The following is a 20,484-nucleotide window of genomic DNA, read 5'->3' as shown; positions in this document are numbered from 1 at the left end:
AATAAACGGCGCGCTACTTCTAACGTCAGCGTGGCCCCTGTGCGATACGGAATGTCGTAGAGCACCAGCGGCGCGGCCGAGCGGTCGGCCAGCGCATGGAACCAGTCGACGAGCCCCGCCTGCGACGGGCGGATGTAATACGGCGCGGGCGTCAGCACACCAGCGAGCGGCAGTGCGTTCAGAGCGTCCATGCGCGTGAGCGTATGCCCGAGATGATTCCCCGCGAGACCGGCGATGACAGGCAGCCCGTCGGCTTCTGCCAATACGGTCTCAAGCACCGCGATTTGTTCGACATCCTCCAACGCGGCCGCTTCACCGGTCGTGCCACAGATCACGAAGCCCGCAATTCCCGAGTGACGGTAGTGCGCAACGATCCGCCGCAGTGCGGTGTGATCGACCGGCGCATGTGCGCCTTCGCGCTTGAAGGGCGTGATGAGCGGCAGCCAGATCCCACGAAAGCTGGACGATGCGTGAAGCGAAGTCGACTGAGCGGCGGCGATGGGCGATTGCGAGTCTTGCATGGTGTCTCCCTGATACGAATGCGATGAACGTGTGGTGACCTTGTACGGAAACCGTTCAGCAGGGCGACGCAAGATTTGACGCGTGGTGTTCGGGGCAGATTGGCCGGTGATGCGGGGCGGTACGGGTATTGCAGGCGCGCACTGGGCGCTGGGCGGGACTGCCGGTCCACGTGGCTATTCCGTCGCTCAACTGACGGAACAGCACGCTCCGGTCAGTTGAGCGACTGTTTTTTGCTTTTGACGAACGCACCCCGTTGTCCCGGAAGGGCAACGCGCAGAGCCTGCGAGCGGAGGTGGGCGGAATTCGTCATGCGGTGACTCTATACGCAATGCGCGGGTAACGTCAAGCACGTCAACATGAAACATCAGGTCCATGTCCACACTGTCACAGACAGGACGAACTTGCCACGAATGGAAAAAACGCCTCGGCGGTCGTCCACCCGACCGGGATTCGCGAGCGTCGTGGCTACGTCCGACGCATGGCATGCGACTTGCACAAGTATGGGTCCGGTGCCGGAATGGTTGAACAGGAGCCGTTGCTTCTGGACCGCTGGCGCTGCTCATCTGGAGAATCATCATGCAACGACGATACGCAACGCGCGATAACGAGCGGCAAATGCAAGGTGGCGGACAGCGCAGCCAATACCGTCGCGATTTCGACGAGGAGGCCATGCAGCGGGATTTCTCCGCGTACGACCAGGAAGACGAGTACGGCACGCGGCCGTCGCGCGAGCGTGGCGAACGAGAAGGACAAGGGGCATGGCAAGCCGACTGGAGCGAAGCAGGCCGTGCGCGCATCGACGATCCGCGCAATGAGCGTAACGAACGCCATGGCAACAGCGGCGATTCGCGCTACGGCTATTCCCGCGACACCTACGGCCGTTCGCAAGCCGGGCAAAACCGCGACACCTACGGCCGTTCGCAAGCCGGGCAAAACCGCGACGCCTATGGGGCACGCAGCGGTTTAGGTGGCGCAGGCGGCTATGGACGCAGCTATGGCCGGGATTACGGTCGCGATTACGAGGACGCCTTCATGGGCGAATACGGCGGCGACTACGGTGGCGATTTCAGTACCGACTATGGTCGCGATTACGGGCGTGACTATGACCGTGATTACGGCAGCCGTGTGTCGCAAGGCGGCGGACGTCGCCAGAGCGGCGGGCAGTCGATGCAGCGCGGGCCGCAAGGCTGGGAAGGTCGGGAATCGCAGGCGCAGCAGCGGGGCTACGGCAACTATGGCAGCTACGGAAGTCAGGGCGGTCACGGTGGCGCCTCGATGGACATGCGTCATCGTCAGGGGCCGAAGGGCTACAGCCGTTCGGACGAACGCATTCGTGAGGATGTCTGCGAGCGCCTTTGCATGGCGCATGAGCTTGAAGTCCACGACGTCAGCGTGCAGGTGAAGGACGGTCGCGTCGACTTGCAGGGCAGCGTGCCGGAGCGCTGGATGAAGCACGCCATCGAAGACTGCGCTGAGCAGTGCTTCGGCGTGCAGGACGTCGAGAACCGCATTCGTACGCAATCGTCGCATCGCGACCACCCACACGGTGGCACCGGTTCGGGCACCTCGGCGTCGCAACGTACCTCGGGGCAGACGGGTACGGTCGGCACCCCCGGGGCGCAGACTGCGTCAAGCGCAGCAGGCTCGACCGGCTCGTCGTCGGGGACGTCCGGCTCGGGTAACGACGCAGGTAAGCACCACTAAGCAGGATCGCGGCCGCCACGTAGGTTGCACACAGGGGAGCGGCCGCTACTTCCGAGCGCTGTGGGGACATCAGTGCACTCAATGTCCGCCATACGTCGCCAGCCGGTTGTATAGCGTTTTCAGACTGACACCGAGTGAGCGTGCGGTGCGTGGCTTGTCGTTCTCATGATGAGCTAGAGACGCCGCGATGAAGTGATGTTGCGCGTCGGCAAGCGTCACGACACGCGGTAATTCGAGCGTGCCGTCATGGACGACGGGATCGGCGGGCGTGACGGTGTCGGTCGTCACATGCAGCACGTCGTCGGAAAGAATGAACGCACGTTCGATCACGTGATGCAGTTCGCGCACGTTACCCGGCCACGCATGCGCGCCGAGCGCACGCACGGACGTGGCCGACAGACGTTTCGACGTTCGCGCCCGCGCGTTGAGCGCGTCCACATGGGCATGCGCGAGCGTCGCGATGTCCCCGTCGCGATGGCGCAGTGCGGGTACATGCAAGACGAACGCGGCGAGCCGGTAGAGCAGGTCGTCGCGCAACGCGCCATTTCGCAGCGCCTCGGTAACGTTGTGACGCGTCGCCGCAATCACGCGAACATCCACAGGCACCGGCTGACTGCCGCCGACGCGGCACAATGTACCCGATTCGAGCGCCCGCAGGAGCTTCACCTGCATCGCTGGCGGCATATCGCCGATTTCGTCGAGGAACAATGTGCCGCCGTGCGCCGCTTCGAAGTAGCCGCGACGCTGGTCGACCGCACCCGTAAAGCTGCCACGCTCATGCCCGAACCACTGGGATTCGGCGAGGTCTGCGGGCATCGCGCCGCACGGCACGGCAACGAACGGCCCGTCGCGACGATCGCTCGCGGCATGCAGCGCACGCGCAGCAAGCTCTTTTCCGCTGCCGCTTTCGCCAAGTATCAGGACACTGACGGACGTTCGCGAAACACGCTCGATCTGCGCGCGCAAAGCGCGAATCGCTGACGAATTGCCGAGCAGCGAAACGACGGGAATGTCGGGCTGAGGTGTCATGCCGTTGTGACGCGAAGTGCGCCGCGAATATCCCGTCCGATCCGAAATTCGACATTGAAATTTTGTAGTCGATGCGCGTATCGCATAGGAAGTTTCGATGACATCGCGCCGAACGGCATCGCAGATTACGTAGTCGAACAGAGCATCTGCGGTACCCCGGAGGAGTTCATGTCAGTCCTTTCTGACGCGTCACGTCATGCTGCCGACCGGTCGCCCATTTTGTTGGTCGGCGCGGATACGGCGACACGCGATGCGTTGTCCGACCTGTGTCGCGCCGTCTGCCCGCCGACGTTTCCACCGCCCGCATGGGCCGGTACGCTGGCCGAAGCCGATGCGTGTCTCTCGCATCTCTCGGATGCACCGCCTTCGCTCGTGATGACCGACGTCGACATGCCGGACGGTTCCGGTTTCGACGTGCTCGACGGCTGGGCAAATCATCGCAACCTGGATGTGGTGATGTGCACGGCGTGTCCTGGCTGGGAGAGCGCCGTGCAGGCGCTGCGCCGGGGCGCAAGCGACTATCTCGTGCTGCCGGGGGACCGACAGCGCGCGGGCGCGTGGATCGCGAAGGCGTCGGAGAGCGCGGTTGCGAGCGAGGCAATGTGGGATGCTGCGGCGTCGTCGGTCGTCGGCGCGTCGACCACCGAAGCATTTGCCGCCTTGCTGGGCAAGTCCGTGGCGATGCAGCGTGTCTTCGATGCACTCTCACGCGTTGCACCCACCGATGCCGCTGTACTGCTCACGGGAGAATCAGGCACCGGCAAGGAACTGGCGGCACGTGCAGTGCACGATCTCAGCGAACGCCGGGATGGGCCTTTCCTTGCTGTGAACTGTGGCGCCATCGCACCGAACCTCGTCGAGAGCGAAGTCTTCGGTCACGACCGTGGCAGCTTCACGGGGGCCGAGCGCCGACATCGCGGCTTCTTCGAGCGCGCCCATGGCGGCACGCTGTTTCTGGACGAAGTGGCCGAGATGCCGCTCGCGTCGCAAGTCAATCTGTTGCGCGTACTGGAGACCGGCAGGCTTATGCGTCTGGGGGGCTCGGAAGAAATTGCGGTGGACGTGCGCATCGTCGCCGCTACCAATGTGTCGCCCGAGGCTGCCATGCGTGCGGGCAAGCTTCGTCCGGACCTCTATCATCGGCTGAACGTGTTTCCCGTCACCATGCCCCCGTTGCGCGAGCGTGAGGACGACGTGACGTTGCTCGCACAAGCGATGTTGAGCGAGGCCAATGCCCGCGATGGCCGCGCAATGCGATTCGCGCCGCACGTGTTGACGGCGTTGCGCCGTCACGACTGGCCGGGCAATGTGCGCGAGTTGCGCAACTTCATTCAGCGCGTTCGCATTCTGAGCGCGACGTCCGTTATCGATTCTCTGCCGCCGCCGATCTTTGACGAACTCGCCCGCTATCCGGTGCGCGACGACCGTGCGACGATTGCGCTCGACGCGCCGCTGGCCGACCTCGACCGTCAGGTCATTCTCGGCGCGCTTTCGCAGTGCGGCGGTGTCAAAGCACAAGCCGCCAGACAGCTCGGCATCAGTCTGAAAACGCTGTATGCGCGGCTGGCGCAGATGCAAGCATAGACATCTCACAACAATGCCGGGAGGACATATGTATTCACGAATGACGAAAGTGCATGGCGCTTGTGTGCTAAGCGCGGCGCTCATGGCGAGTCCGTTCGCCATCGCGCAGGAACTGCCGAAGGGCGAACCGGGGCAGGGCGGCGGCACCGATCAGGCGTCGCCCACGGCGGGCGTCGAAGTGACGCAGGCGACCCCGAAGGCCACGCGCACGGCACAGCCCAGCGCGGGCATCGACGTGGAATTTGTCGACAAGGCCCAAAAGGCGGGTAAGGCGGAAGTGCAGGCGAGTCAGGTGGCGGTGCAACGCTCCAGCAACCCCGCCGTTAAGCGCTTCGCCCAGCAGATGGTGAAGGATCACAGCAAGGCGAACGAAGCGCTGCGTCAGTTGGGCGCGCAGAAGGGCGTGAGCGTGCCGAACGACGCCGCCGTCGATCCGGATATCGAAGCGCTCAAGAGCAAGAAGGGGCGCGAGTTCGATGTGGCCTACATGGCGCTCGCCGGTCCCGAGGCGCATGAGAAAGCCGTCACGCTCTTTCAGACGGAGTCAGAGAAGGGGCAGGACCCCGATCTGAAGGCCTTCGCCACGAAGACGTTGCCGACGCTTCGTCATCACCTGAGCGAAGCCCGGGAGGTGTCGGCCAAGGTCGAAATGGGGAAGTAAGTGCCCGGCGCGAGCTCAGGCCACGGATCGGCATCGCCGGCACCCCCGACACTACTGCGCGAAGGGCGGAACTGCTGGCGCATCGCGCCGGCGGCACGCATGCGCATGCTGGTGGATGGCGAGCAGTACTTCAGTGCGCTGCGTGAAGCGCTGCTGGCCGCACGTCACACCGTGTTCATTCTCGGGTGGGACATCGACAGCCGGATGCTACTCACCCCCAATGGACCGGACGACGGATTTCCGCCGGGACTACGTGACTTCCTCGACGCGCTCGTGCGCCGCCGCAAGACGCTGCGCATCTATTGCCTCAGTTGGGATTTCGCGATGCTCTACGCGTTGGAGCGCGAGTGGTTGCCGTCGGTCAAGCTCGACTGGAAGACGCATCGGCGGCTGAGCTTTCGGCTTGACGGCCGCCATCCGACGGCGGCGTCTCATCACCAGAAGGTCGTAGTGATCGACCAGCGCGTGGCGTTCGTGGGTGGCCTCGATCTCACGCGCAATCGCTGGGATACAACGGCACATGCCCCCAATGACCCCGGCCGCAAGGATCCGTCAGGGCACGCCTATCCACCGTTTCACGACGTCCAGGCGATGGTTGACGGTCAGGCGGCGCACGCACTGGCGGAACTGGCCGAGGATCGGTGGCATCGCGCGACGGGTATGCACGTCGACCTGCATCTGCGCACCCCACGCGACGCCCCTTACGCGCCGCTCGACCCGTGGCCGGTATCGGTCGCCCCCGACCTGACGGATGTCGACGTTGCCATATCGCGCACGGCACCGGCGTTCGAGGGCCGGCCGGCGGTGCAGGAGATCCAGTCGCTCTACCTCGATGCCATTGCCAGCGCGCGTCATCGTCTCTATTTCGAGAACCAGTACTTCACCGCAAAGTGCATCGGCGACGCGTTGATCGAGCGCCTTGCGTCGCCCGACTGTCCGGATGTAGCCGTCGTCTCACGTCGCGCAGAAACGGGCTGGTTGCAGGAGCAGAGCATGGGCGTGCTGCGTGCACGGCTCTACCGACGCTTGCGCGAAGCGGATCCGCAGTCGCGCTTTCGTCTCTACTGTCCTGAAGTGCCTGGCATCGCCCCGGCGTGCGTGAACGTCCACAGCAAAGTGATGGTCGTCGACGACGCGTTGCTCGTGATCGGATCGGCCAACCTCAACAACCGATCGATGGCGCTCGACACCGAGTGCAATCTGTCCGTCGCCGCCAATGGCGATGCGCGTATCGCGGCGGGTATTGCGCGGGCACGCAACCGTCTGCTCGCCGAGCATCTCGACGTGCCGGAGGCGGCAATGGCGTCGGCGTTGTTGCGAGACGAAGGGCTGCACGAGGCCATCGACGAACTGCATCGCGACGGTGAGCGAACGTTGTCCGCGTTCACGCCCGCGCTGAAGGACGCTGACGACGCAGCCTCGCCCGGTGCGGTCGTGCTCGACCCGATGGAGCCGATTGACTTCGAGAACGTGATGGGGACGTTCATCGAGACCGAGGCGCGACCACTTCTTGCCGGGCGCATCGTCGCGCTCGTCCTACTGTTGCTGGGGCTTGCCGGACTGGCATTGGCGTGGCGTTACACGCCGTTGCGTGAGTGGGCCGATCTGCCGCGCGTGTTGCGTGTCGTCGAGCGCATTCGCCTTCTGTCGTTCGCGCCGCTCGTGATCATGGCGGTGTACCTGCTGGGCACGCTGGTCATGGTGCCGGTGACAGTGCTGATCATCGTGACGGTGGTCGTGTTCGGGCCGTTCGCGGGCGCGGCGTATGCGCTCGCAGGAACGTCGCTCGGCGCGGCGGCCGGGTATGGTGTCGGCCGGACACTGGGACGCGACGCGGTGCAGCGCTTCGGCGGTGAGCGGCTGAACGCGTTGAGCCGTCAGATCGGCAATCACGGGTTGCTGGCGATGGTCGTGTTGCGTCTGATGCCCATTGCGCCATTCACGCTTGTGAACCTTGTCGTGGGCGCGTCGCGCATCCGGCTGCGGGATTGTCTGCTGGGTACCGTCATCGGCATGTTGCCGGGCATTCTGATCGCGGCCGCGCTGGTGGATCGCGTGGCGGCGCTGGCACAACGTCCCAACGGCTGGACGGCTGCACTGCTGGCCGCCGTGCTCGTGTTGCCGGGCATGGGCGTGGTGGCGCTGCGGCGACGTATCGGGGGGATGCGGGGCATGGGCGGCGAGACGTCGGAAGATGACCGTGCGCCACGGCGCTTGGGCGATGACGAGATTGTGCGTCCGGCGTTCCAGGATGTCTCGTCGCTGCGCGTTGAAACCCTTAGCCGCGAGATGAGTGTGGCGAGCTACAACGTGCACGGATGTGTCGGCACGGACGGCGTTCACTCGCCGGACCGCATCGCGCAGGTACTCGACGAGATCGACGCGGACATCGTCGCGTTGCAGGAGATCGAAGCCAGTGCGACGGACGTCGGCACGTTAGCCCGGCTGGCCGCCGCGCGAGACATGCATTTCATTCCGGGACCGACGCTGCGGCGCGGCGGACAGGATTACGGCAACGCCATCATGACGCGCTTCGCGCCGGTGGCCGTACGACACATCGATCTGAGCGTGGCAGGACGCGAGCCGCGCGCTGCCATCGACGCAACGCTTGCGTGGGAAGACGCATACGGACGGGAAACGCAACTGCGCGTGATCGCGACGCATCTCGGCCTGAGGCCTGGCGAGCGGCGCGAGCAGGTGCAACGTCTGCTGGAATGTTTGGCAAATCAGCCGGGGGCGGCGACGGTGCTGATGGGGGATGTGAACGAGTGGTGTCTGTGGGGGCGGCCGCTGCGATGGCTGCATCGCTTCTTCGAACGTGCGCCGCATGTGGCGACCTTCCCGTCACGCTGGCCCATACTCGCCCTCGACCGCATCTGGACGTCACCGCGCGCGCATCTCGGCACCGTGCGCAGCCATGCGACGCCGCTCGCGCGACGCGCGTCCGACCATCTACCGTTGGTGTCGGTGTTGCGCATCACCGTCCCGGTGCCGCAGCGCGCCAGTGCACGCCGCGACCCCGAGACAGCGACACAAGCCGTGGCCGCTGTGGCGGGCGGCCGCTGACTCGACCGGCTTCAGCCCGCTGCCGCGCGATCGAGCGTGGCGATATCGATCTTGTGCATGGTCATCATGGCTTCCATCGCACGGCGCGCTTTGGCGACGTCGGGATCGGCCATGAGATCGAGCAGTCGCTTCGGGGTGATCTGCCACGAGAAGCCCCAGCGGTCCTTGCACCAGCCGCAGGCCGATTCGGCGCCGCCGTTGCCGATGATGGCGTTCCAGTAGCGGTCGGTCTCTTCCTGATCCTTCGTGACGACCATGAAGCTGATCGCCTCGTTCGGCTTGAACTCCGGGCCACCGTTCAGGCCGACGAACGGCTGACCCAGCACGGTGAACTCGACCGTCAGTTCCTGCCCGGCGCCAATGCCCGGAATGGGCGAGACATGGCGCGCCTGCACGTGACTGTCGGGAAAGGTGGCGGCGTAGAATTCGGCGGCCTGGCGGGCCTCGCCGTTGAACCAAACACATGTGACGAGCTTCGTCATGAACGTCTCCTGTCGTGAGTCGCCGACGCGAAGAAGGCGAAGGCGAGTCAGGTTACTACACCGGTTCGTTGTGGAAGCCGGGCATCCCACGGCCGGTGTAGAGCGACGGTGCTGCGCGTGAGTACGCCGCCGCCAGTTGGAAGGCCGAGAGGTCGTCGAGCGTATTGGCCACGATCTGCAGTATCGGTACGTTGCCCGGACCGATACCGGCAGGCGCAGAGACCACCGGATACAGGCCCAGCAAATCAGGGTATTTAATTCGTATTCCGATGCAATGAAGGGAATAAAAATATCTGATGAATTTTCGCGGCCATCGCGTCGAAAACAATCGGCGGATCGATAGTCGATTCGTGGCCTCCGTCGCCCGGAAAGCCCCGTCGCGCGGGCGCCACGGGTCTGTTTTGCCGGTTGCTTATTTGAAAAGTCCAAGTGACAATCACCGAAACCCGGACAGTCAAAAATATCGGGGGGAAGAATGGCGGGCAATAACGAATAAGAATCGGGACAAGATGGCAGCCAAAGTGGTGAAGTATTCGCGCGACGGGGTAATTTATTACGAAATTCGAGGCGCTTTACCGGACGGCACGCGATACGTCGACCGGGTGGGCTTCAGCGAACGGGAGTTGGGATTCCGTCATCTGGTGGCGGCGAGAATCAAGCTGCTGCGTACCGAGTACGCGGCGGCATGCAGCAAGGTGCGGGAGGAATGCGCGGCGGATGTCGTCACACCGCGTTGGGTCAAGCAATTGATTTTTTAAGCGAAATCGGTCGGAGTGGCTGGTCGGTCCTGGCAACGGCCGTCGCAGGAAGGCAATCGCAGGTCTTGCGTTGTCATGGTGATGAAATATTCACATGTTGAGATTGCCTTATCGGGGCCGGGCGCTTGATGGCCGTTCGAAATAAATGGAATTCGTAACAAAAGACGTCCTGGCAAGTTGCATGGAGTTGCTGCTGGACGCAGTGTTTCTCGTCAATCGGTCCGGAACTCTCGTCTACGTGAGTCCGGCCTGCGAAGCTATTCTCGGCTATAGCTCGCAAGAGTTGATGGGGCGCTCGATGATCGATTTCGTGGCGAAGGAAGATCGCGACAGAACCATCGAAGAATCCAAGCTGGTCATGGCGGGCCGCCCGCGGATCGGGTTCGAAAACCGTTACATCCACAAAGACGGTCATTACGTCCACATCATGTGGTCGGCGCGCTGGTCCGAAGAACACGGCATGCGAATCGGTGTCGCCCGCGATGTCTCGGCCCGCAAGCGCGCCGAAGCCTTGCAGCGCGCTACCTACTCGATTTCCGAAGCGGCCCACGACGCCGCCGATATTCGCTCCCTCTGCAAGGCCGTCCACGACACGCTGGGCACGCTATTTCCCATCGACGCTATTGTCGTCGCGACCTGCGACGCCGACCTGCGTGTGTGGGACAAGGCTTATCAGTACCGCGATAGCACGGACGTCCCGCTGCTCGACTGGACGCAGGCAGAAGCGCTTTCGACGCACGCCACCAATGCACAGGAGCCGCTCTGGCAACTGATCGAGACGGTGCCCGACGCCGATCCCGCGAAGGATGCCGTGCACGTGCGCACCGAGTCATTCTCACTGAGCGATAACGTTGAGGCCGCACGGCACGCGCTGGCGGTGTTGCCCATGCATACGGCGCGGCGCGCCGTCGGCACGCTCATGATTTACGGACCCGTGAAGGCGTTGCAGGCGGAAGCGGCACAACGGCTGTTGGCGTTCGTGTGCGATCAGACGGCGCTCGCTATCGAGCGCAAGCAACTCATCGACGATCTCTACAAGGCCGCGCGGTTCGACGAGCTGACCGGACTGCCGAATCGCCGTACATTCGGCGAATTCGCCAGCGAAGCGGTACGCCGCGCGCAGCGCACCAACGGCAAACTGGCGCTACTCTTCGCCGATATCGATGGATTCAAGGACGTGAACGACAGCCTCGGACACGCGACCGGCGATCTGCTGCTCAAGGAGATCGGACGCCGCATGAAGGCCGGGGTGACGGACTGCGGATTCGTGGCGCGGCATTCGGGCGACGAGTTTGTCGCCATCGTGCAGGACGCCGAGATCGTCGAGCGCATCGACTTCGCCGTGAACCGGCTGCGCTCGGAGATCGAACAGGCAATTTCGGTGAACGATGCGAGCCTGACGGTGCGGGTGAGCGTGGGCGTCGCCGTCTTCCCTGACGATGGCGAATCGATGAGCGAACTGATCCGCGTGGCCGATCAGCGCATGTACGCCAACAAGGCGGCGCGCAAGTCAGGTGGCGCGAGTTTTCTCGAACGTTTGATGTGACGCGGCACTGAGCATCGCTGTATCGCCTGCATTACCCCAGCGTCTGCGTTGGCCAGACCATTTCGATTTCGACGGCAATTGAGCGCGCGAGTCCGTCGAGATCCGGAAACAGGGACGCGTTCGTCACGTTCATCCGGTAGAGCCACTTCATCGCGTCGGCGCGCAGCGCGACCGGTAGCACGATCTTGCGCAGCAACGGTTCGTCGCTCTCGTAGCCGTCCAGAATGCGATGCATCGGCCGGTCGATCACGCCGGGCACGACGAAGGTGCCGGACTGCGCGATCAGGCGGCCATCCATTTCTTCCGGCTCGCCGAACCAGACCACCTCGTTGTCGTTGCCGAGGAAGTACTTCTCCATATTCCCCTTGACGCGCGGATCGATGGTATCGCGGGTGAGCCACGGCGCATGGCGCGGGCGTGCGCGGTCGTCGTACAGCGCGGGTGTGTTCAGCGCAAAGATGGCAGAGTCGGACGTTGCGCGTTCCAGTGCAAAGAACGCCGCCACGAATGGTGACTTGGTGAAATCGAGCAGACGAGTGGGCGCGCCGTGGTGCTGCATCAGCCCGAGGCAGCGCAGGTCGTCGTGCAGCAGCTCGGGCCAGGGCACGTGATTGTGCGCCTTGCGACGGAAGATGCGAATCGCGCGGGCCTCGCGGCTGCGCCACTGCTCTTTGTCCGACACGTAGGCGTGCAGGTAGCGGGAGAGCGAACTTTGCAGATGCCAGCGGGCGTCTTGCTGCCCGCGAAACGCCCAGCCTTCGAAGCGGGAGGACAGCTCCATGAAATCCTTCCAGCTCTCGACGACAGTGGTGTCCATAGTGGGCGAAATCCTTGTGTCGGCGTGCCACGGTGCCCTGTGCCGCCATGCAATTTTGTGAGGACGCCACAGCGCAACGAGTGCGGCATGGCGTCGGCCACTATAGTACGGCGTCCGTGACAGCTCAAGCGCGAAGGGTTCGTTCGCGCGGACTTGCGTTCAGTCCGAGGTGGCGATTATGACCACTGCGGCGCTCACCACCGACGCGCCCGCATATAAACCCAGACCGAACACCGTGTGCGTCATCAGGCTGCGCAGGCGTGCCTGTGCCGGTTTGGGTGTCTTGCTGGCGGCAATGCCGGCGCCGAACGCGGGTTGCATGACGAAGAAGGGCATCACGACGGTGGCTACGCCGAATGCGAGCGGCATGGGCCACGTCGGCGCATCCAACCACTCCGAACCCGCGAGCATGACGAGGGCGGCCGCGAAGCCAACACCGATAGCGTAGTGCGCAAACCACCCGAGCGCTTTCTCGCCCGCAACGGGCGTCGCACGGGCGATGCCAGCGTGAGCAAAGCGACCGGCAGGCATATGCCCAAGCCAGCGTCCGACCATCGCGAAGTCGAGCGATGCAATGCCGAAGACGCGGCGAAGCAACAGCGCCCAGAGGTCCATCACAACCGTCGCGAAGACGCCGATCGCAAGGATCTGCGCGACGAAGGTAAGCGTTGTCATTGTCATCTCCTGAGTCGACAGTGCGTCCGTGCCGTGACGGCAAGTCCGCGATTAGGGCACTATACGAATTCAAGTCAACTTGAAGTCAAGCGGGAGTCTCGACATGACACTGGACATTGGCGACGTCGTCGCGCATGCGGGTGTGCCGCCGTCCACGCTGCGGTTTTACGAAGAGAAGGGGCTGATTGCCGCGACGGGCCGACGTGGGTTGCGACGGCAATACGATGAGTCGGTCTTGCAGACGCTGTCGCTCATCGCATTGGGTCGCACGGCCGGATTCTCGCTGGACGACATCGCCGGGATGTTGTTGCCGCAAGGCAAGGCGAATATCGACCGAGAGCGGTTGCGGGCGAAGGCGGAGGACATCGACAAGACGATCCGGCAACTGAGCGCGTTGCGTGACGGCTTGCGCCACGCGGCGGAGTGTCCGGCGACGGAGCATCTGGCATGCCCGCAGTTTCAGCGTCTGATGCGGCTTGCCAGCATGAAGGGCGTGAAGGGCGTGAAGGGCGTGAAGGGCGTGAAGGGCGTGAAGGGGGCGAAGGCGGCGAGGGGCACGAACGCGTCCCCGCTGGAGACGCGTGCACCCCGATCCGGCAAGCCTGCGAAGCAGCCCTCGCGAAGCGTCATCCGCGCGATATCCCGCAGGACGACAGACGGACCTTGATGTCGGCAAGCGCGGCCTCGGGCGTGATGTCCGACGTGTCGAGCGTGATGTCGGCGAGCCGGTACAGCGACTCGCGGGCGTCGAGCATGCGATGGATGTGATCGAGCGCCTCGTTGCGCAGGGCTTCGGTGGCGATGCGTGCGTCGTTCTGCTGCATCACGCGCTGGAAGTGGACTTCCGGGCGCGCGCGCAGCCATACCGTACGGAACGCACGCAGCACACGTTCGAAGGTCGGCGCTTCCGAAACGATGCCGCCGCCGGTGGCCAGCACGACACGCTCTTGCTCGCCGATGATCCGCTCGATGCACTGCCGCTCGATGCGACGCATCGCGGCCTGCCCGTATAGGGTGATGACTTCGCCGATGGCAATACCGGCTTCGCGTTCGACTTCCTTGTCGAGTTCGATGAAGGGCGCGCCGATGGCTTGCGCCAGTTGAGGCCCGAGCGTTGACTTGCCCGCACCGCGCAGACCGATGAGCGCGATGCGCTGGCCCATCCGTCCCGTGTCGGCCGCGACAGGCACGACGAGTTGGCGGCGCAGCCGCGAGAGTACCTCCGGCGATTGCTGACGCAGGTACTCGATCAGGATGAGCAGATCGCCGTCGTGAATGGAGCGCTCGGCAACCAATGTTTCGACGCCCACGTTCAGAGCCTCGGCCAGCTTGTGCAGCACCGCGAGAGACACGTTGCCGGTACCGGCTTCCACTCGGGCGAGATACGGCAGCGAGACGCCGGACTGCGCAGCGAGCTGTTTGCGCGTCATGCCGCGCTGGGCGCGCAGCATGCGCACCTGCCGGGCGAGGGAGGCCAGACGCGACGTCACCCCGGCGTCGGCATCTTCGGCCGGATCGGGCTGTGACGTGGCGGCAGGCGGTGTTTTCATGGGCTAACGGGGTAGGGTGCGGTTGCTGATAAATATACTATGAGATAGCACATAGGAAGCGTCTCGCCGCTCGTTTCCTGCATCGGTGCCTCTAAATATGCATTAAATTGCTTTTAATGACAAAATATCCCTGTTAACCCTGAACTGCATTGCACAAATCGCGCAACGAGGAAAATATCTTATAAGATACTTTTCACGATTTGGAGCGATGCAGACCATGACCTATCCCCACCTGCGCGTGCGCGTCGAAGACGCCATCGCGTTCGTCACCCTCGACCGCGCCGAGAAGCGCAACGCGCTTTGCGATGCGGCCATCAATTCGCTCGAAGCCGCCTTTCGCGATTTCGACGACAGCGTCCGTGCCGTTGTCCTGAGCGGTGCTGGCGAGCACTTCTGCGCCGGGCTGGATCTCTCGGAGAACAGCACGCGCGATCCCATCGACGTGCTGCGCGTCTCACAGCGTTGGCACAAGGTCTTCCATGAGATTCAGTTTGGTGGACGCCCGGTGGTTGCCGTCCTGCAAGGCGCTGTCATTGGTGGCGGGCTGGAACTGGCGCTGGCCGCCCATGTGCGCGTGATCGAGCGCAACGCGTTCTTCCAACTGCCCGAGGGCAAGCGCGGCATCTTTGTCGGCGGCGGCGCCTCGGTGCGTGTGGCGCGCATTCTCGGCCCGGACCGGATGACGGAAATGATGCTCACGGGCCGCCGTTACGACGCCGTCGACGGTGAGCGCCTGGGCCTCGGACACTATCTAGTTGACGGTGGCGACGGACTCGCGCTGGCGACGCAACTCGCGCGTGACACGGCGGCGAACAGCCCGCTGTCGAATTGGGCGACGATACATGCGCTGTCGCGCATTCACGATATGTCGATGGCCGACGGCCTCTTCACCGAATCGGTGACGAGCGCACTCATGCTCGCCACGCCCGAAGCGCGCGAGCGTATGGAACGCTTTCTGGGCCGCGCGGCGCGCTAGCCGTCCGGCCATCCCCACGGAGACGAATGTGAAATACGACAACATCGAACAGGTCGCCGTCATCGGCACCGGCGTCATCGGCGCGAGCTGGGCCGCGTACTTTCTGGCACGCGGTCTGCGCGTGAGTGCGTGGGACCCCGCGCCGGGCGCACGTGAGCGCCTGCGCGAAGCCGTCGATGCGCACTGGCCGACGCTTATCCGCATCGGGCTGACGGCGGGCGCAACACGCGACAGCCTCACGTTCCACGACACGCTTGACGCCGCGCTCGAAGGGGCTGACTTCGTCCAGGAGAGCGGCCCCGAGCGCGAAGACCTGAAGCAGGATCTTTTCCGCAAGATGGACGACGCGTTGCCGCCGTCGGTGGTGATTGCGTCGAGTTCGTCGGGATTGTTGATGAGCCGGGTGCAGTCGGTGTGCGCGCATCCCGAGCGCGTGGTGCTCGGGCACCCGTTCAATCCGCCGCATCTGATTCCGCTCGTCGAGGTGATCGGTGGCGAACAGTCGTCGCAAGCCGCCATCGACACCGCCATGCAGTTCTATCGCGCCATCGGCAAGCGCGCGATCCACGTCCGCAAGGAAGTGAAGGGGCATATCGCGAACCGCCTGCAAGCGGCGCTGTGGCGCGAGGCGATTCATCTGGTGGATACGGGCGTGGCCTCGGTAGCGGATATCGACGACGCCATCGCTTACGGTCCCGGCCTTCGCTGGGCGGCGCTGGGGCCGTTTCTGAATCTGCATTTGTCGGGCGGCGCGGGCGGCATCGCGCATCTGCTCGAACACCTCGGCCCGCCCATCGAGTCCTGGTGGGCAGACCTTGGCGAGCCGGTGCTGACGGACGACCTCAAGGCGCGCATCACCGCGGGTGTTGAAGCCGAGTTGGCTGGCCGGGGCAATGCGCGTCTTGAAGCACAGCGCGACGCCGTCATCCTCGGCATTCTCGCGAGCAAGCCCTGAACCCTCCGCATCCCCGCTGAAAGTATCCGATCCAACGAACGACCGATTCGAAGAAGGAGACACGCATGAGCAAACCCAAAGTCATCGTCACCATCGCGCCCACCGGCGGCATGGCGTACAAGTCGCAGAACCCCCACCTGCCCACGCAGCCGGACGAGATCGCACGCGATGTCTACGACTGCTACAACGCTGGCGCAAGCGTTGTGGCGATTCACGCGCGGCGTCCAGGCGACGACGGCGCGACATGCGATCCGGCGATTTATCGCGACATCAACCGCCGCATTCGCGACAAGTGCGACATCGTCATCAATAACTCGACGGGCGGCGGCGTCCACGGCGACATGATCGGGCAGGCCGACAACGGCTATTGGGAAATCCTCTGGGAAGAACGCCTGAAAGGCATGGATGCGGGTGCCGAGATGTGCACGCTCGATGCGACGACCATCATCGCGAGCTTCGGCGGCCGCGAGCTGCTGATGCACACCTCGCCGGAGCGCTCGAAGCATCTCGCTATTGAGATGAAGAAGCGCGGCATCAAGCCGGAGTGGGAGGTCTTCAGCCCCACGCACATCGTGCAAGACCTCGCCACGCTGACCGCCGCCGGATTCGACGACGAACCGTTCTTCGTCAATCTCGTGCTCGGCGTGCATCGCGGCTTCCAGAACGCCATGCCGTACACGCCGCGCGTGTTGCAGTCGATGGTCGATCTGTTGCCCAAGGGCAGCATCTTCTGCGTGAGCGGCATCGGTCCGGCGCAACTGCCGTCGGCGATGAATTCACTTCTGCTCGGTGGCCACGTGCGCGTCGGTCTGGAGGACAACCTGTATTACGAGCACGGCGTGCCTGCGACGAACCAGCAACTCACCGAGCGCGTCGTGCGGCTCGTGCGCGAGATGGGTTACGAACCGGCCACGCCGACCGAAGCCCGCGAAATCATGGGCCTGCCGCGCAACCGTGAAGTGCTGCCGGAGTTCGCCGTGCGGTAAGGCGAAGGTGTGCGTCGCAAGCTGTCCGGCCCCTAGAACGAAAACATCCCAGGAGACAAGTCACATGGCGGCAAACAGATTCACACGCAGTTTCGCGCTATCTCGCATCCTTTCGTTGTCGACGCTCGCCGGTGTGGCGATGCTCTGCGCGACCTCGCAGGCGAACGCGCAACCGGCGGGCGTCACCATAGGCGTTACGCTCTCGACAACCGGCCCGGGTGCTTCGCTCGGGATTCCGGAGAAGCAGGCCGTCGGCATGTTGCCGCCCACGCTCGGCGGTTTGCCAGCGCGCTACATCGTGCTCGATGACGCTACCGATCCGACCACTGCGACGAAGAACGCGCGCCGTCTCGCGACGGAAGACAAGGTCGACGCGATCATCGGGTCGTCGACCACGCCCGCATGTCTGGCCGTCGCCGCTGTAGCAGCCGATACCCGCACCCCGCAGCTCGGCCTGTGTCCGTTCGTGCCGAGCGCCACGCAGATGCGCTACGTCTTCTCGCTGCCGCAATCGGTCGCCGTCATGGCCGACGCGGTACTCGACGACATGAAGGCGCACAAGGTGAAGACGCTGGGCTTCATCGGCTTTAACGATTCCTATGGCGAAGCGTGGCTCAAGGACATTCAGGCGCGCGCCGTCGCTCGTCAGATTCAGGTCGCACCGGTCGAGCGTTACGCGCGCAACGATCAGTCCGTGACCGCGCAGGTGCTGAAGGTCATGTCGTCCAACGTGGACGCCGTCATCATCGCGGCGAGCGGCACGCCGGGCGCGCTGCCCATGAGCACGTTGCGCGAGCGCGGCTACAAGGGACGTATCTACCAGACGCACGGGGTTGCTAACAACGACTTCCTGCGCGTCGCGGGCAAGAGTGCAGAGGGCGTGATTCTGCCGGTGGGTAACATCCTCGTCGCTGAGCAATTGTCGGCGAACCATCCGGGCAAGGCCGTCGCCACCGACTTCGCGAAGCGTTACGAAGCACAGTACGGTGCGGGCTCGCGCAACCTGTTCGCCGGTTACGCCTACGACGCTTATCTGGTCCTCGACCGTGCCGTCGCGGTGGCGGCAAAGCAGGCGCAACCGGGCACGCAGGCGTTTCGCGACGCACTCGTTACCGCCGTCGAACAGACGCGCGGTCTGGCGGCCACGCACGGCATGATCAATGTCAACGCACAGGACCACTCGGCTTATGGCGAAGACGGTCGCGTGCTCGTCACGGTGAAGGGCGGAAAGTGGACCATCGAGTGAACCTCGCGGCGGCGGGCGCGCGCCGCCTCGCCCGGCCCGATATCGAACGCGAGGTGCGCGCAGACGGCAGCTTCGTGATTCGCTCGCGCACTACGCTCGACGAGTTCGAGCGCAGCCCGGCCGACTGGCTCGTGCAATGGGCTTCAAGGACGCCGCAGGCTGTTTTCGTGGCCGAGCGGCGGCAGCCCGGCGATGCCGCGTCCGGTACAGGCCTCTGGCGTGAGATCACGTATGGCGAAGGGCTGGCGATGGCGCGCGGGATCGGGCAGGCGTTGCTCGATCTCGACGTGCCGCGTGAGCGTCCCGTCGTGATTCTGTCCGACAACAGCGTCAACCACGCGCTGCTCGTGCTCGGCGCGATGATGGCGGGGCGCCAGACGGCCATCGTGTCGTCGGCGTATTCGCGCATCGCCAAGGACATGAGCAAGCTGCACGGTATTCTCGCGCGGCTCGACCCGGCGCTCGTGTATGTCGAAGACGGCGATGCCTACGCGCGCGCGCTCGACGGCGCGCCGATCCGTTGCCCCGTCGTCGCCACGCGTAATGGGCATGCGGAGTGGTTGCGTTTCGACACGCTTGCGTCGACGTCGGCATCGGCGGCGCTGGATAACGCCTTCGCGCAAGTGCGCCCCGAGGATACGGCGAAGCTGCTGCTGACCTCCGGCTCGACGGGCAAGCCGAAGATCGTCGTCAACACGCACCGCATGCTGGCAGCGAATCAGCAGATGATTGCGCAGTGCTGGCATTTCCTCGACGAGACGCCGCCGGTCGTGGTCGACTGGCTGCCGTGGAGCCACACGTTCGGCGCGAACCATAACTTCCACATGGCGTTGCGCAACGGCGGAGCATTCTATGTAGACGACGGTCGCCCTGTGCCCGAACTCGTGGGGCGCTCCGTCGAGGCACTGCGCGACGTGTCGCCCACGCTGCACTTCAACGTCCCCAAGGGGTTCGAAGCGCTCGCGCCGTTTCTCGAAGACGACGAGGCATTCGCCGCGCGTTTCTTCGGTCGTCTGCAAGTGTTGTTCTACGCGGCGGCGAGTTTGCCCCCGGCGGTATGGCAGCGCTTCGAGCGACTGGCCTCGCGGCACTGCGAGACACTGCCGTTCTTCACGTCGGCATGGGGGGCGACCGAGACGTCGCCGTTGATCACCAGCGTTCACTTCCCGATCCCGGGCGCGGGCAATATCGGTCTGCCCGCACCGGGTAACGAGCTGAAGTTCGTGCCCAATGGCGACAAGCTGGAGATGCGCGTGCGGGGTCCGTCGGTATTTCGCAGTTATGCGGGCGATCCCGAGGCGACGGCGCAGGCGTTCGACGAAGAAGGCTTCTATCGCACCGGCGATGCGGGTCGTCTGTCCGATGCGAACGATCCCGGCGCGGGGGTGATTTTCGACGGCCGGGTGTCGGAGGACTTCAAGCTGACGAGCGGCACGTGGGTTTCCGTAGGTGCACTGCGGCTGCGGGCCGTAACGGCGTTGGCCCCTTACGCGTCGGATGTCGTCATCGCGGGCCACGATCGCGATGAAATCGGGCTACTGATCTTCCCGAGTCCTGCCATGCGGGCAAAGGCGGCGTCTGCTCAGGTGTCCGCGGACGATCACGCAGGCAAAACGCTCGCGATGCACGACGATGTCCGCTCACACATCGCACAGGCGCTTGCGCAACTGGCGCACGACGCCGGGAGTTCGCAACGCGCGGCGCGCGCGGCCATCCTGGCATCGCCGCCGTCGCTGGAGCAAGGTGAGATCACAGACAAGGGATACGTGAATCAGCGCGCAGTGCTGACGCTGCGTGCCGACGACGTTACACGGCTTTACTCGGACTGCCCGTCGGTCATTCGCTTGCCGTCTTCCAACGGTTAAGTGCGACAACTTGAGAGGCGGGGGAAGTGAGAGCGACGACGCGCCGGTGGCGGGGAATGCCA

17 protein-coding genes and 2 pseudogenes are annotated in these 20,484 nt (G+C 64.3%); 12 read left to right on the top strand and 7 right to left on the bottom strand.

All coding sequences use genetic code 11. The annotated features are described in order from the left end of the window. Positions 1-2: 2 nt before the first annotated feature. A pseudogene (locus PCO31010_RS02265) lies at positions 3-521 on the bottom strand (dihydrodipicolinate synthase family protein); the annotation flags it as partial. A gap of 577 nt (positions 522-1,098) precedes the next feature. On the opposite strand from PCO31010_RS02265, the gene PCO31010_RS02260 reads away from it, so the two are divergent. After that, the gene (locus PCO31010_RS02260; RefSeq protein ID WP_150662802.1) at positions 1,099-2,226 is read left to right on the top strand and encodes a BON domain-containing protein; all 1,128 of its coding nucleotides are present in this window, start codon (positions 1,099-1,101) and stop codon (positions 2,224-2,226) included. A gap of 78 nt (positions 2,227-2,304) precedes the next feature. On the opposite strand, the gene PCO31010_RS02255 is transcribed toward PCO31010_RS02260, so the two are convergent. Next, on the bottom strand, positions 2,305-3,255 hold the full coding sequence (locus PCO31010_RS02255; RefSeq protein ID WP_150662801.1) for a sigma-54 interaction domain-containing protein: 951 nt from the start codon (positions 3,253-3,255) through the stop codon (positions 2,305-2,307). A gap of 168 nt (positions 3,256-3,423) precedes the next feature. On the opposite strand from PCO31010_RS02255, the gene PCO31010_RS02250 reads away from it, so the two are divergent. The 3 genes from PCO31010_RS02250 (at position 3,424) to PCO31010_RS02240 (ending at position 8,566) form a co-directional block, all read left to right on the top strand. Further along, positions 3,424-4,839, top strand: coding sequence for a sigma-54-dependent transcriptional regulator (locus tag PCO31010_RS02250; RefSeq protein ID WP_150662800.1), 1,416 nt, complete (start codon positions 3,424-3,426; stop codon positions 4,837-4,839). Positions 4,840-4,879: 40 nt separating this feature from the next. Continuing rightward, entirely contained in the window at positions 4,880-5,500 is a 621-nt protein-coding gene (locus PCO31010_RS02245) for a DUF4142 domain-containing protein (protein WP_246184399.1), read from the top strand. 99 nt (positions 5,501-5,599) lie between these two features. Continuing rightward, on the top strand, positions 5,600-8,566 hold the full coding sequence (locus PCO31010_RS02240) for a VTT domain-containing protein (RefSeq protein ID WP_150662798.1): 2,967 nt from the start codon (positions 5,600-5,602) through the stop codon (positions 8,564-8,566). 11 nt (positions 8,567-8,577) lie between these two features. Here the strand turns inward: PCO31010_RS02240 and PCO31010_RS02235 are convergent, their stop codons facing one another. Both PCO31010_RS02235 and PCO31010_RS02230 read right to left on the bottom strand, forming a co-directional pair. Further along, positions 8,578-9,048 (bottom strand): VOC family protein, encoded by a 471-nt coding sequence (locus PCO31010_RS02235; RefSeq protein ID WP_039398153.1) that lies wholly within the window; start codon positions 9,046-9,048, stop codon positions 8,578-8,580. Positions 9,049-9,103: 55 nt separating this feature from the next. Then, the gene (locus PCO31010_RS02230; RefSeq protein WP_150662797.1) at positions 9,104-9,292 is read right to left on the bottom strand and encodes a hypothetical protein; all 189 of its coding nucleotides are present in this window, start codon (positions 9,290-9,292) and stop codon (positions 9,104-9,106) included. Positions 9,293-9,344: 52 nt separating this feature from the next. On the opposite strand from PCO31010_RS02230, the gene PCO31010_RS02225 reads away from it, so the two are divergent. Further along, positions 9,345-9,806, top strand: coding sequence for a hypothetical protein (locus PCO31010_RS02225; RefSeq protein ID WP_150662796.1), 462 nt, complete (start codon positions 9,345-9,347; stop codon positions 9,804-9,806). Positions 9,807-9,951: 145 nt separating this feature from the next. After that, entirely contained in the window at positions 9,952-11,352 is a 1,401-nt protein-coding gene (locus PCO31010_RS02220; protein ID WP_150662795.1) for a GGDEF domain-containing protein, read from the top strand. 31 nt (positions 11,353-11,383) lie between these two features. On the opposite strand, the gene PCO31010_RS02215 is transcribed toward PCO31010_RS02220, so the two are convergent. Further along, positions 11,384-12,169 (bottom strand): FRG domain-containing protein, encoded by a 786-nt coding sequence (locus PCO31010_RS02215; RefSeq protein WP_150574278.1) that lies wholly within the window; start codon positions 12,167-12,169, stop codon positions 11,384-11,386. Between the two features lie 159 nt (positions 12,170-12,328). Then, entirely contained in the window at positions 12,329-12,844 is a 516-nt protein-coding gene (locus PCO31010_RS02210; protein ID WP_150662794.1) for a DUF2938 domain-containing protein, read from the bottom strand. A 103-nt stretch (positions 12,845-12,947) separates the two neighbouring features. Between PCO31010_RS02210 and PCO31010_RS02205 the strand changes: the two are divergent. Continuing rightward, positions 12,948-13,328: pseudogene (locus PCO31010_RS02205) on the top strand (helix-turn-helix domain-containing protein); the annotation flags it as partial. A 142-nt stretch (positions 13,329-13,470) separates the two neighbouring features. Here PCO31010_RS02205 and PCO31010_RS02200 read toward each other — a convergent pair. Next, a complete protein-coding gene (locus tag PCO31010_RS02200) occupies positions 13,471-14,394 on the bottom strand; it encodes a helix-turn-helix transcriptional regulator (protein ID WP_150662792.1) in 924 nt (307 codons plus the stop codon). Positions 14,395-14,611: 217 nt separating this feature from the next. Here PCO31010_RS02200 and PCO31010_RS02195 point away from each other — a divergent pair, with 217 nt between their 5' ends. From PCO31010_RS02195 to PCO31010_RS02175, 5 genes are all read left to right on the top strand, one after another. Further along, positions 14,612-15,370, top strand: a complete 759-nt coding sequence (locus PCO31010_RS02195; protein ID WP_150662791.1) for a crotonase/enoyl-CoA hydratase family protein — start codon at positions 14,612-14,614, stop codon at positions 15,368-15,370. 28 nt (positions 15,371-15,398) lie between these two features. After that, on the top strand, positions 15,399-16,325 hold the full coding sequence (locus tag PCO31010_RS02190) for a 3-hydroxyacyl-CoA dehydrogenase NAD-binding domain-containing protein (protein ID WP_150662790.1): 927 nt from the start codon (positions 15,399-15,401) through the stop codon (positions 16,323-16,325). A gap of 65 nt (positions 16,326-16,390) precedes the next feature. Continuing rightward, positions 16,391-17,311: a beta-keto acid cleavage family enzyme gene (locus tag PCO31010_RS02185; protein WP_150662789.1), complete on the top strand. Its 921-nt coding sequence runs from the start codon at positions 16,391-16,393 to the stop codon at positions 17,309-17,311. 64 nt (positions 17,312-17,375) lie between these two features. Continuing rightward, on the top strand, positions 17,376-18,557 hold the full coding sequence (locus PCO31010_RS02180) for an ABC transporter substrate-binding protein (protein ID WP_150662788.1): 1,182 nt from the start codon (positions 17,376-17,378) through the stop codon (positions 18,555-18,557). Further along, positions 18,542-20,422 (top strand): feruloyl-CoA synthase, encoded by a 1,881-nt coding sequence (locus PCO31010_RS02175; protein WP_150662787.1) that lies wholly within the window; start codon positions 18,542-18,544, stop codon positions 20,420-20,422. Before PCO31010_RS02180 ends, PCO31010_RS02175 begins: the two co-directional genes overlap by 16 nt. Positions 20,423-20,484: the final 62 nt, after the last annotated feature.

Source organism: Pandoraea commovens (assembly GCF_902459615.1).
GTDB classification, from domain to species: Bacteria; Pseudomonadota; Gammaproteobacteria; order Burkholderiales; family Burkholderiaceae; genus Pandoraea; species Pandoraea commovens.
The sequence above is the reverse complement of the archived record's forward strand: the minus strand, read 5'-3'. Positions and strand labels throughout refer to the sequence as shown.

Excerpts from the sequence above, each read along its gene's own strand:
- PCO31010_RS02220 (WP_150662795.1), top strand. The coding sequence starts at position 9,952 with ATGGAATTCGTAACAAAAGACGTCCTGGCAAGTTGCATGGAGTTGCTG.
- PCO31010_RS02255 (WP_150662801.1), bottom strand. The coding sequence starts at position 3,255 with ATGACACCTCAGCCCGACATTCCCGTCGTTTCGCTGCTCGGCAATTCG.
- PCO31010_RS02180 (WP_150662788.1), top strand. The coding sequence starts at position 17,376 with ATGGCGGCAAACAGATTCACACGCAGTTTCGCGCTATCTCGCATCCTT.
- PCO31010_RS02240 (WP_150662798.1), top strand. The coding sequence starts at position 5,600 with ATGCGCATGCTGGTGGATGGCGAGCAGTACTTCAGTGCGCTGCGTGAA.
- PCO31010_RS02235 (WP_039398153.1), bottom strand. The coding sequence starts at position 9,048 with ATGACGAAGCTCGTCACATGTGTTTGGTTCAACGGCGAGGCCCGCCAG.
- PCO31010_RS02200 (WP_150662792.1), bottom strand. The coding sequence starts at position 14,394 with ATGAAAACACCGCCTGCCGCCACGTCACAGCCCGATCCGGCCGAAGAT.
- PCO31010_RS02250 (WP_150662800.1), top strand. The coding sequence starts at position 3,424 with ATGTCAGTCCTTTCTGACGCGTCACGTCATGCTGCCGACCGGTCGCCC.
- PCO31010_RS02210 (WP_150662794.1), bottom strand. The coding sequence starts at position 12,844 with ATGACAACGCTTACCTTCGTCGCGCAGATCCTTGCGATCGGCGTCTTC.
- PCO31010_RS02185 (WP_150662789.1), top strand. The coding sequence starts at position 16,391 with ATGAGCAAACCCAAAGTCATCGTCACCATCGCGCCCACCGGCGGCATG.
- PCO31010_RS02225 (WP_150662796.1), top strand. The coding sequence starts at position 9,345 with ATGAATTTTCGCGGCCATCGCGTCGAAAACAATCGGCGGATCGATAGT.
- PCO31010_RS02245 (WP_246184399.1), top strand. The coding sequence starts at position 4,880 with ATGACGAAAGTGCATGGCGCTTGTGTGCTAAGCGCGGCGCTCATGGCG.
- PCO31010_RS02195 (WP_150662791.1), top strand. The coding sequence starts at position 14,612 with ATGACCTATCCCCACCTGCGCGTGCGCGTCGAAGACGCCATCGCGTTC.
- PCO31010_RS02215 (WP_150574278.1), bottom strand. The coding sequence starts at position 12,169 with ATGGACACCACTGTCGTCGAGAGCTGGAAGGATTTCATGGAGCTGTCC.
- PCO31010_RS02260 (WP_150662802.1), top strand. The coding sequence starts at position 1,099 with ATGCAACGACGATACGCAACGCGCGATAACGAGCGGCAAATGCAAGGT.